The 10,659-nt window shown below is 33.5% G+C and carries 10 protein-coding genes and 1 pseudogene; 7 read left to right on the plus strand and 4 right to left on the minus strand.

The window, feature by feature from the left end; genetic code table 11:
* Positions 1-316 precede the first annotated feature (316 nt).
* Together Megvenef_RS04375 and grpE are read right to left on the minus strand one after the other, a co-directional pair.
* Positions 317-1,483, minus strand: a complete 1,167-nt coding sequence (locus tag Megvenef_RS04375) for a hypothetical protein (protein WP_322776770.1) — start codon at positions 1,481-1,483, stop codon at positions 317-319.
* Positions 1,476-2,072: a nucleotide exchange factor GrpE gene (grpE, locus tag Megvenef_RS04380; protein WP_322776771.1), complete on the minus strand. Its 597-nt coding sequence runs from the start codon at positions 2,070-2,072 to the stop codon at positions 1,476-1,478. The genes Megvenef_RS04375 and grpE overlap by 8 nt, the downstream gene beginning before the upstream one ends.
* 97 nt (positions 2,073-2,169) lie before the next feature.
* Here grpE and rph point away from each other — a divergent pair, with 97 nt between their 5' ends.
* Positions 2,170-2,889, plus strand: coding sequence for a ribonuclease PH (gene rph / locus Megvenef_RS04385; RefSeq protein ID WP_322776780.1), 720 nt, complete (start codon positions 2,170-2,172; stop codon positions 2,887-2,889).
* Between the two features lie 177 nt (positions 2,890-3,066).
* Here the strand turns inward: rph and Megvenef_RS04390 are convergent, their stop codons facing one another.
* Together Megvenef_RS04390 and Megvenef_RS04395 are read right to left on the minus strand one after the other, a co-directional pair.
* The gene (locus Megvenef_RS04390; protein ID WP_322776772.1) at positions 3,067-3,786 is read right to left on the minus strand and encodes an SURF1 family protein; all 720 of its coding nucleotides are present in this window, start codon (positions 3,784-3,786) and stop codon (positions 3,067-3,069) included.
* 55 nt (positions 3,787-3,841) lie between these two features.
* Positions 3,842-4,675, minus strand: a complete 834-nt coding sequence (locus Megvenef_RS04395; RefSeq protein ID WP_322776773.1) for a hypothetical protein — start codon at positions 4,673-4,675, stop codon at positions 3,842-3,844.
* Between the two features lie 231 nt (positions 4,676-4,906).
* On the opposite strand from Megvenef_RS04395, the pseudogene ftsZ reads away from it, so the two are divergent.
* From ftsZ to Megvenef_RS04425, 6 genes and pseudogenes are all read left to right on the plus strand, one after another.
* A pseudogene (gene ftsZ / locus Megvenef_RS04400) lies at positions 4,907-5,876 on the plus strand (cell division protein FtsZ); the annotation flags it as partial.
* Positions 5,877-6,481: 605 nt separating this feature from the next.
* A complete protein-coding gene (locus tag Megvenef_RS04405; RefSeq protein WP_322776775.1) occupies positions 6,482-7,936 on the plus strand; it encodes a S41 family peptidase in 1,455 nt (484 codons plus the stop codon).
* A gap of 877 nt (positions 7,937-8,813) precedes the next feature.
* A complete protein-coding gene (locus tag Megvenef_RS04410; protein WP_322776776.1) occupies positions 8,814-9,518 on the plus strand; it encodes an outer membrane protein in 705 nt (234 codons plus the stop codon).
* A gap of 90 nt (positions 9,519-9,608) precedes the next feature.
* Positions 9,609-10,088: a ferritin-like domain-containing protein gene (locus tag Megvenef_RS04415; protein WP_322776777.1), complete on the plus strand. Its 480-nt coding sequence runs from the start codon at positions 9,609-9,611 to the stop codon at positions 10,086-10,088.
* Between the two features lie 60 nt (positions 10,089-10,148).
* Complete coding sequence (locus Megvenef_RS04420; RefSeq protein WP_322776778.1) at positions 10,149-10,466, plus strand: hypothetical protein; 318 nt, start codon at positions 10,149-10,151, stop codon at positions 10,464-10,466.
* Positions 10,445-10,659, plus strand: a 215-nt coding sequence (locus Megvenef_RS04425) for a hypothetical protein (RefSeq protein ID WP_322776779.1), incomplete at its 3' end; no start/stop codon positions are given. The genes Megvenef_RS04420 and Megvenef_RS04425, both read left to right, overlap by 22 nt.

A 10,659-nucleotide genomic window follows, 5' to 3' on the forward strand; every position in this document is an offset into this window, starting at 1 on the left:
GAATTACAGGTAAATTCGTTAACCATTCTACTTGTCTAAAGTTCAAAAACTCCAAATTTTGACCAAAACTCTACGTAAAATTTATCAAAAAATATCAATCGATAAACTCCCAAATCTACCTTTTTTGTGAAATTTTTTTAAATCACATGATTCTTATCAATTTTGGCGGGGAGACAAGATACCCGATCAAGACCGGTATGACTATATTTCTTGCCGGACATCACTAAATCTAATATTTATCTTATCCATAGTTGGAGTTGGTTAATACCCGTCATCAGCCAATAATGCTAAGGTAAAGTTAATTTTACTAGGTAAATCAACTTCCTTTCTTAATATCAATTAAATTATATAAATCTCCATGGATTTTATAACTTAAACCCCTTAAGTAAAGGCCTTCAGCTAGTTGGTATTCATCTGCAGAAGTATAGATTAGTATTTTATATCTTGTGTTATAGTCATGCTCTATTGCAAAACGCTCAATTTCATCCACTTTTTCAAGCTTTGAAATTACCAAGCTTAACTCATCTTTATCAAACATATCAAAGTTCATAATAATAGGCTTTTTTGCTTCTTCATCTTCGACCTGGTCTTCTCCTTGCTTAGTTTGGTCATCGGGAAGATTATCGCGAATCACACCATAATCATCAATCATTTTATCGATTATTGTATCTACGGTATGAGGAATATCTTCTAGCCTATTTAAACTATACTCTTCTTCAATCACTTCTGGCTTTAGACTATTTGGTCGTAGAATGTATTTCTTTACCTGCATAACGCTTTCAGATGTTTTGCGATTTGTAAAAAACTCTGCCGTAATTATCATGACGTTTTTAAAAAGGACATTATGAAATATGTTAACGAACTCTTCGAGTTTTAGATCAAACAAATTTTCCTGAGTTATTTTTTTTGTCAAATAGAGATTTTTTGTTGGGTAGAAAATTTTATGAGAACCCATGACTTTACGAGATTTTGACCAATGATCGTTCCATCTTTTGTCGTCTTCCCATATATTCATTGTTTTGCGCTGTTTGAAAACTGGTATAACTACGAACTCATAAAATTGGTCATTTATTTTGGTATCGCCATACTCAAGAATTAACTGATATAGCTTCTCTTTATCATAGGAATAAGTGACGATTGCACTATATTTTTCAACTAAGCTTATCTCGTTTTGTACCAATATTGGCTTAAAGACTGATTTTAATTTGTAGTATGGTATTTGGCTAATATTATCAGTTGGTAAATTTAGTTTGTTTGTCAGTAGAAGAAGTGAGCGTAGCATACCTTGTTCATGAGCTTTTATTTTTGCTTCATGTTTGTTGTTACCTGTTGCTTCTATAAAAATTTCTGAAATTTCGTGTGTTTGAGCAAAACAATTACTATTAGAGAAGAGAAGTGTAGATACAATGAGAAAAAAACATCCCAAAAAATATGAGATGTTTAGATTTTGATATTTTAGTTTGTAGTTATCTTCTTTATTCATCTAAATGTTCTTTAACAGAATGAGGTTTTTTGGCTACCGCAACAGCCGCCGGTCTGATTAGCCTATCTTTAATTTTGTAACCAACTTGCATAGTAGTGACAATAGTACCTGGTTCTTGCTCTTCTGTCATCATCTGTGAAATCGCGTGATGGGAGTGATAGTCAAATTTATCTCCAGAGTGCGGCTGAATTAGCTCTAATGCATGTTTCTTAAATGCACTATCCAATTCTTTCTTAGTCATTTTAATGCCCTCTACAACGTTTTGAGTATCTGCGTCTAGATTATTTGGTAAATGCTCTAATGTTCGTGATAGGTTGTCCATTACTGGAACTAAGTCTCTAGAAAAACCAAAAATGGCATAATCTTTTGCTTCCTCTATCAACTTTGCAGAACGTGTCCTGATATTCTCAGTTTCTGCTAGTTGACGAAGAAGTTTATCTTGGAGATGGTCAATTTTTTCTTGTAAAATTTGTATTTCTGCTAGATGTTCAATCTGAGTTTCATTATTACTAGGCTCATGATTTTGCTCATTTTTTGTGATTCTTTCCTGGTTTTGATCTAGATTAGATTCTTTTTCTTGTTTTTCCATGTCAAAATATCTATCTTTATTTTTTTATGTCTTTAAATATACAAAACTAAATATAGTTAGAGATATCCATAATTCAAGATTAAATATAAATAATTTTATGAGACCATCAGGCAGAAAATTTAATCAACTTAGAGAAATATCTATAGAACCATCAATTCTCAAGCATGCAGAAGGGTCGTGTATAGTCAAATTTGGCAATACACATGTGATATGTTCAGCTAGTATTGATGAGTCAGTTCCCCGTTTTCTAAAAGGTAGAGGTAACGGTTGGGTTACTGCTGAATATGGTATGCTTCCACGCTCGACCAAAGAGAGGATGCAACGTGAGTCTTCAAATGGTAAGCAAGGAGGGCGTACTCTGGAAATACAGAGATTAATAGGTAGATCGATGAGAGCTGCAGTAGACTTAAAAGTTCTTGGGGAAAGACAAATTTATATAGATTGTGATGTAGTTAATGCTGATGGTGGTACCAGGACAGCAGCTATCACAGGAAGTTATGTAGCACTTCATCTTGCAATTCGGACAATGATGGATAAAAAGATAATTAGGACCAATCCATTGATTGCACAAGTTGCAGCGATTTCTTGTGGTATATACAAAGGTAAGGCAGTGTTGGATCTAGATTATGCAGAAGATAGCGCAGCAGAAGTTGATGCTAATTTTGTATTTAATCAGAAAGGTAACTTGATAGAAATTCAAGGTACTGGTGAAGAAAGTGACTTTACCACTGAGCAGTTACTAGAAATGCTTAAGATTGCGTCTGATGGGTGTAGTGAATTATTTCGGCTGCAGAATCAAGTATTATTGCAATTATAGTTTTGAATTCTTAGGAAATATTTACTATAAGAAGTGAGTATTTTTGTTTTGTAAAAGTCATCCAGGACTTGATCAGGGATCTCGGTCAACAGAAGGAGATCCTGAAACAAGTTTAGGATGATGGTTGTGTAACAGTCTCGGTACAGAATCAGGCGATCATCTTATCCAAAACTGTCGTTATAAAGGTAATTTTTTTCTATAGATAAAAAACATTATCAGTAAGCACGCTGCTAGACTATACCAAGTTATAGCGTATTCTAAATGATCATTTCTTACCTTACTTAGATGGACTGGTGATAAAGGTTTTCCTCCTTCTGGTAAAGTATTGCTTTGGATTTGCATGAGATAATATTTATCTTCAGTTATTCCTAGAACTTCGCGAGCCATGCTTAGGTCTATAGTAAACCAAATTTTATTATTCTTATCATTTTCTGGGATAATGAATTGCTTAGTTTCGCTAGGTAAAATTATTGCTTCAAATTTATCGAAGATTTGTTTTGATTCAAACTCTTCTAGATTATTCTTTGTGCTTTGTGGAATCCAACCTCTTGAAACAAGATATATTTTACCATTTGTTGCTTCAAAGGCTGAAAGTAAATAATAACCATCTTTTTCTGGGGAAGCAGATCTTCTGCCATATAAGAATATGTTTTTATGGGCCAGAAACTTTCCAGAAATAGCGATCTTAGAGTAGATTGGATTTCCTGAGTTGATCTCATTAATTGATTTTGCAGGGTTTGCAATGTTGTGTTCTATTGATTGAATAAAATTGGTTTTTTCTTTGAGACGATTTAGTTGCCAATTTCCTAATAAAACTAAGAAACCAGTTCCAACTACAACGAATATAAGGGGAACTAATTGAAACCGTTGCCTAAAAATTGAAACTTCTTGGTTCATGTATAGCCGTGCTGGAGAAAATTATTTTGCCCTATACAGGAACTATCATCCTGGGCTAGGGAGAGTCTATACTTTGACTAATTTTCTGTCTAGAAATATTTGAGTCTGGTAGAGCAAATAACTGGTACATTTTCTTGTCGGACGTATTATTAAAAAAGACTCTATATTTGTAAGCTAGGATATCCTTGCCATTAATATCAGTCTTACCAAAGTGTCTAACAGGGTAAAATAAGATAGCGATTATTGCTATTAATATACCGAACATAATATCAAGGCCCGTGCTTTGTATCGTAGATAGGCTGCTTATGAAATAGTGAACAGTTACCAACATAGTTGATAAAATAAGTAGGACACTTATAAAATAAATAATGGGAGTGTATTTATAGTTTGTTGATTGAAGTAAGCTGACTCTATACAATACACCATTAAATATTGTTCTTAAGTAATTTATGAGAATTGAGATTTTCTGTAAAATATGCAATATCTCGGGCTTTTTAGGAGAATTTCTGTTCAATTTGATTAATTTTATTCTAAATTTTATGCTTACAAGAAGGTTTATAAGTTGTTGGCCAATTGGCCGAGCCTGCTGAGAGAATAAATTTTCAAACTTAATATTTTCTGTGCCGATAATTTTTAATGTTTGGGAGTAAAAAATTTTTGAGCACTCTATTGCGGTTTCAAAGAGAGAATTTAATTCTTCATCGGAGCGTGCCAAATCGCTGTATTTTTCTTTTAGTTTTTTTAGCAAAATAAACGAAGGCAAATTAATCTTCCCATCACAATATAAGTTTAGTAAATAAGATTGTTTTAAAGTCATAAAATTATAAAGCAACTCAAAGCTGTCGTTATTTTTTTCATAATCTAATAGTGCTTTGATATAAAGTTTCATCCTATATTTTTGTTTATAATATTATTTTCACGTTATCTATATTAGGAGAGTTTACATCTAGAAAGTTAATAAAATACTAACAGTATAAGAGTAAAAATGATTTTCACCTTTAGAGTTCGTAATTCCTAATTTTAGAGTAAAATTTAGAATTATAATTGCAGCCTGAAATATTCTCGTATATCATAATTTCATTAGAAATTATATAATAAGTACAGGGTATAGGAAAAACTTATGGGATTGGATATTAAAGCACCAGAAAACGTTATCTTAAAGCCAACAATAACAGTTTTTGGTGTTGGTGGAGCAGGTGGAAACGCTGTTAATAATATGATTAGAGCTAATTTAAAAGGAGCTAATTTCGTTGTAGCAAATACCGATGCCCAGGCTTTAAAAAATTCTGAGAGCTTAAACAAAATTCAGCTGGGGTTATCATCGACAAAAGGTCTTGGTGCTGGTGCTTCACCAGATGTTGGCAAAAACGCCGCTCTTGAAAGTGAAAGCGAGATTCGGTCATACCTCGAGGGAAGTAATATGGTATTTATTACTTCTGGCATGGGAGGAGGTACAGGTACAGGAGCTTCACCAATAGTGGCAAAAATTGCTAGAGAGCTTGGGATACTTACAGTTGGCGTAGTGACAAAGCCATTTTTGTTTGAAGGCGCAAAGAGAATGAGAGTTGCTGAAGGTGGACTTGCTGAACTTCAAAAACATGTGGATACACTAATTGTAATCCCTAATCAAAACTTATTCCGTATTGCAAATGAAAATACTACGTTTCAGGAAGCTTTTGAAATGGCTGATGAAGTCCTACATGCTGGTGTAAGAGGAGTAACTGATTTAATTACGTCTCCTGGGCTCGTTAACCTTGATTTTGCTGATATAGAAACAGTGATGAGTGAAAAGGGCAAGGCAATGATGGGAACCGGCGAAGCAAGTGGTGAAGAGCGGGCGATTAAAGCTGCTGAAGCTGCTATTGCAAATCCTTTATTAGATCAAAGTTCTATGTTTGGTGCGCGTGGAGTTTTAATCAATATTACTGGTGGCAAAGATATGACTTTATATGAGGTAGATAGCGCTGCAAATCGTATAAGAGAAGAGGTTGGGGATTCTGATGCTAATATAATATTTGGTTCTACTTTTAATTCAGAGCTTGAGGGTAAAATCCGTGTATCCGTTGTTGCGACAGGAATTGAGCATGATGAAATGAATTATGTTAAAACAACAGATACTTTCACAGAAGTGAAAGATGAGTTAAAAGATAATACTCAAGTGGCTAATGATAAATATTCTTTAGCTAGCGTCGCTTCCATAGATGACCATCAACCGCCAACATATAATGAATATAAGGATATCATAAATGATAGTGAAGCTGAGATTCAGCAAAAGTTGGAACAGATAGGTCAGAAAATTGACTGGAAAATAGAACAACAACAGCCGACAAAGGTAGTAGTAACATCTTCTTTGCCTAATAATTACGTCCCTAAACCGCAACAATCATTGTTACGTCGTATGTGGAATTCATTAAATTCTAATGAGGCCACAAGTGACAATACTATGCATAATCATATTGAAACGCCCCATCACCCTGCTTCTGATAAGGTTTCTTCAGTGCAGGAGGCTCCAGATTTTTTAAGAAAGAGATAGGTAGTTTGTTCTTTTTGCTAGGCTTTTAGTAATTCTAGTCCAAAAACTATTCTTTTAATTGTTATTTGGTTTATATAGTTTTAAAATTTTTAAATTGTAAGGACTACTTTGATAAGTCTGAATAATTTCTGAAAATAACTAAACTTTAACCCTGCCTTCGTTATGAAAATAGTAAAATTCTTGACTGTATTATTGCTTATGTGTTTGTTGCCTTTGCAATATGTTCTCGCCGAGGAAAAGTCTAAAGTTAAGTCGTTTCAAGACTTGTGTAAGAAAGATCTTGATTTCGTTAGGTTACAACTTCAAAAAAATTCAGCTCCATATGCTAATAAGACGGACCAACATTTTCATAAGTGGTATAAAGATGGTTATGAATATTCTTTAAAATTAATTGATGGAATTGGAGATAAAGATGATTGTCATTATGTAATGAAGTACTTTATTAATGGTTTTGATCAATCTCATATTAGTATTAGGGGATATATCCCTTTACCCACCGAGATGTATCCTGGTATTATGAGTGCAAAAAACGGTGATGGACATTACATATTTTATAAACACCCAGCCCTTGAATATTTGAAAAACGTGAGTGTTGGGGATAGGGTTACGCATATCAATGATATTAAAATAGAAGAATATGATGCTGATTATTTGCGGCCATTTTATGCTAATGATGACTCGGAATTAACGCTAGTTTCTGCAAGCGTATATGCCCTTATAATTGATGGTAATAGGTTTAAACCAGACCCCAAAACTGTCACAATTATTCATGATAATAAACCTGTAACAATTGAACTGAAGTATACAGAGCTTTCAGGCAAAGCTCTTGTGTCTGTAAAAAAACTGAGACAGCCTGAAGTTAACGAGTCATTTAAAGTAGAAATGGTTTCAAACGGTGTGTGGATAAAAATTCCAAGTTTTTTCCCAACTCGTAAAGAGTCGGTATATTTTACTGGCATGCTATCTGTATTAAAGAAAGATTTAGCAAAAGAAGACTATATTTTATTTGATATGCGGGGAAATAGAGGTGGGGCAATAAAATGGTCTGTTCCTATTATCAGAAATTTATGGGGAGATAATTATATTAAGACTCTAGGAGAGAAGCATGATTACAATAAACAATGGATAAAAAAACTAAGGGTTAGTAAAGAGAATTTTGGAGAATTTCAAACAATATATGGGCCTGTGGCTAGTAAAGCATATGCTGCATCTCTTAAAAAGGGAGATAACTTTTTTATAAAAAAATGGAGTATATACGAGGATGAAGAGAACCTTTATACCAATGATGATAGCGCTCCTTTTAAAGCTAAGGTCTATGTACTTACGGATAGCTTTTGTCGCAGCACATGCTGGAATTTTGTAAAAGAGCTGGAACAAATTCCAGGTGTTGTCCATCTTGGTGGACCTACTGCTGTTCAAGGTATCTATTCTTACGCCAAGAAAGATCGTGCACCAAGTGAGCATTTTGATGTGTTTTATCCGACTCAGATTAGAGTTAAACCTGAAAGTAAATTAGGAGAAGCTCTAGTGCCTTTACATGTATATGAAGGAAATTCTAAGGATGAAGCAAAAGTCCTTGATTGGGTCTTATCCATTATAGAAAAAGATCTTTCTTAGGCTTATCATTTGTATAAGTATTACGAATTTCTAAGTATAATAAATTAACCTGAGTTTGAAGTAAGAAAATGATGGCAATATTGGTTATTTGTCTATTCTTATAGTTAGAAGCGCTTAGGTGATGTAGTGTAAGTATTATCAGCATCATGGACGTGTCAGGGTCTTCTTTGGTGTCTGAGAGATTCTGATATCTGCGTTCAGGATGACGGACTTTCGTTCTAATTCTTACTAAAAATATCCACTGTTCTTACCGCCAATCTAATTTGCTATATTAGCCTAAGCTATGGATAAAAAATCAGTGGTTTGTTAGGAAAAATAGTTGTCATATTATCGAATCGTCAAGAGCAAATAGCAGTCATCCTTGGCTTGATTCTGGATCTGATGTCGCGTGTGGTAAGCAATCTTATACAAAATTATATTTTTCCCATAAGTTGATTGTATTATATGTATTGCGGAGATTCGGGTCAAAAGCTCCTAGTTACAAATTCAAATAAATACTTAATTTACTCCTACTAGTCAAAGTCTTTGAGTTTTATAGTAAAAAATTAATATAAATATCTATTTGACTCGGGGTAAGTTGATGAGGTACACTTAAACCGTAGGTATGTTTAAATAAACCTTAGGTACTTTAAATTGGTGATTATCTATAGGTCTTTTAGGCTGCCTAACTTTTGGGGATTTAAGTGCGATTTATATTGTAACTGGGGTTATATTTTGACAAGTAAATATGAACTATACCACCAACCGCTTAAGGCAAAGAGCCACTATTCAGTAGGTATAGTGTGATATGAGACTCTAGAGTGTTCAATCATAAGTCGGCTTATTCCCATTTGATACCGAAAAACAAGTTTTTTGTATTATTTTAAGGAGGGTAAAAATGAAGAATAAACTCAGGAGAAAGTTAAATTTATTGTTATCAACTTTGGTAGGTGTGCTCATTTTTTCTGCACCAAATGCATATTCACAAGAATCTTTTTTTGATCCTCTTTGCTTACCTTATTTACGACTAGATGCTGGTCAGGCTCATTTTGCAAAAGTAAATGGTTCTAATATCACGGGGGGTAAAGTAAATTTAAAATCCACATCTAATTTAATAATTGGTGCTGGTGTAGGGCTCGGTGTAAATTTTGGTGATAAGTTTCGCTCAGATATCGTCTGGTTTCACCATTTGGACCCAGTATTAGAAATGTCAAATAGTAGAGATGTAGTAAAGCGAAAGCCTTTGATAGATGCATATTTTGCTAATTTATATTACGAGGGTATAAACGACTTAGGTATATTTAATCCCTACATAGGTGCTGGTATAGGATTTGCAAAAATCAAAGACCGATTAGATATTTCATCAATTAATAATAATCAATTAAGTCGAGAAGTTTATACGGTAAAAGGTAAAAATAACTTTGCTTATAGGTTGGGGGTAGGTAGTACTTTCGATTTGAATGAAACGATGATATTTGATCTGTCCTATAACTACCATGATTATGGTAGAACAAAATCACAGTTGGATAATATGCAAAAACAAATCGGTAAAAATCATTACCGATCACATATTATAAGTTGTGGTTTAAGGATAGGTATATAAATAAGTTATAAATCTAGAAAAATGTATTCTGTGATAAGCAGTTAGCTAGGGTTGTTAGTGAAGTATTATAACAAAAAAGGAGGGTAATTTATGGTCACGAATGTTGGAAACCAAACTAAATTTATTGATGCAATAAAAGAATTAATAGAACTAGATTATGATGCTGTTGATACTTATAAGCTTGCCATAGAAAAGCTAAAGAATCTTGAATATAAAGATAAATTTTACGAATTTAAGGGCGATCATAATCAACATATAAAGCAACTATCTGCGTTCTTGGCAAGGAACAATGAAATTGCTCCTACGGAGCCAGATAAAACCAAAGACTTGTTGATGAAAGCGAAGGTAGAAGGCGCTTCATTTATAGGAGATAAAGATATTTTAAAAGCGATGTTGAGTAATGAGGAGGATACAGTTACCGCTTATGAAAGAATGAATAAAAGGGTCAAGGAATCTTCTGATCAAAAAATAGCTAAAATAATTGCTGATGGTTGGGAAGATGAAAAACGCCATAAAAATTGGATACAAAATGAATTAGAAAAACTCAAACATAGCGGTGAGTTATCTTAAGCCTTGTTTCTAATGAAAAACTATGAATTAAATTAAACAACTTAAAATATGAGGTAAAAAATGAAGGATATTTTGTCTAAAAACACTGCTAAAGAAGATATGGAAAAAAACACTGCTAAAGAAGACATGGAAGGTATAAAGGAAGATATAAAGGACCTTACACACCGTCTAGGTAGCTTAAAAGATCATTCTATGGAAGGTTTATCTGAGCAAATAGATGATTTATCAAGTGCAATAAAATCTATCAAGAATAAAGGAATTGGAATTGGAAGAGAAAATGCTGTGATCCTAATTCACGCCGCACGTCAGCACCCTATCAAAATGTTATTAGGTGCATTTGGTGTGGGAATGCTTGCATGCTGCTTAATCAAGAAATAGGTATGTTAGCAGTATTATTATCTGGAATTCTAGAGAGCTACTTAGAATACAAGGCTAAAAAAACTTGGGTTGCTTATGCGGCCCGGTTTTTTGCATTTTTAGCTATGACTTTGAGACTTTCCATCTATTTGTGTAAATTCGATTATAGGCACTTAAATTCTCCCTTCGAATTTGATCATAAAATGAGCCATAG

It is taken from the genome of Candidatus Megaera venefica (assembly GCF_034554655.1).
GTDB lineage: Bacteria > Pseudomonadota > Alphaproteobacteria > Rickettsiales > Rickettsiaceae > Megaera_A > Megaera_A venefica.

What these genes read in the sequence shown, in the direction of transcription:
- Megvenef_RS04375 (WP_322776770.1), bottom strand. Translation starts at nt 1,483, where the DNA reads ATGAATAAAGAAGATAACTACAAACTAAAATATCAAAATCTAAACATC.
- grpE (WP_322776771.1), bottom strand. Translation starts at nt 2,072, where the DNA reads ATGGAAAAACAAGAAAAAGAATCTAATCTAGATCAAAACCAGGAAAGA.
- rph (WP_322776780.1), top strand. Translation starts at nt 2,170, where the DNA reads ATGAGACCATCAGGCAGAAAATTTAATCAACTTAGAGAAATATCTATA.
- Megvenef_RS04390 (WP_322776772.1), bottom strand. Translation starts at nt 3,786, where the DNA reads ATGAACCAAGAAGTTTCAATTTTTAGGCAACGGTTTCAATTAGTTCCC.
- Megvenef_RS04395 (WP_322776773.1), bottom strand. Translation starts at nt 4,675, where the DNA reads ATGAAACTTTATATCAAAGCACTATTAGATTATGAAAAAAATAACGAC.
- Megvenef_RS04405 (WP_322776775.1), top strand. Translation starts at nt 6,482, where the DNA reads ATGAAAATAGTAAAATTCTTGACTGTATTATTGCTTATGTGTTTGTTG.
- Megvenef_RS04410 (WP_322776776.1), top strand. Translation starts at nt 8,814, where the DNA reads ATGAAGAATAAACTCAGGAGAAAGTTAAATTTATTGTTATCAACTTTG.
- Megvenef_RS04415 (WP_322776777.1), top strand. Translation starts at nt 9,609, where the DNA reads ATGGTCACGAATGTTGGAAACCAAACTAAATTTATTGATGCAATAAAA.
- Megvenef_RS04420 (WP_322776778.1), top strand. Translation starts at nt 10,149, where the DNA reads ATGAAGGATATTTTGTCTAAAAACACTGCTAAAGAAGATATGGAAAAA.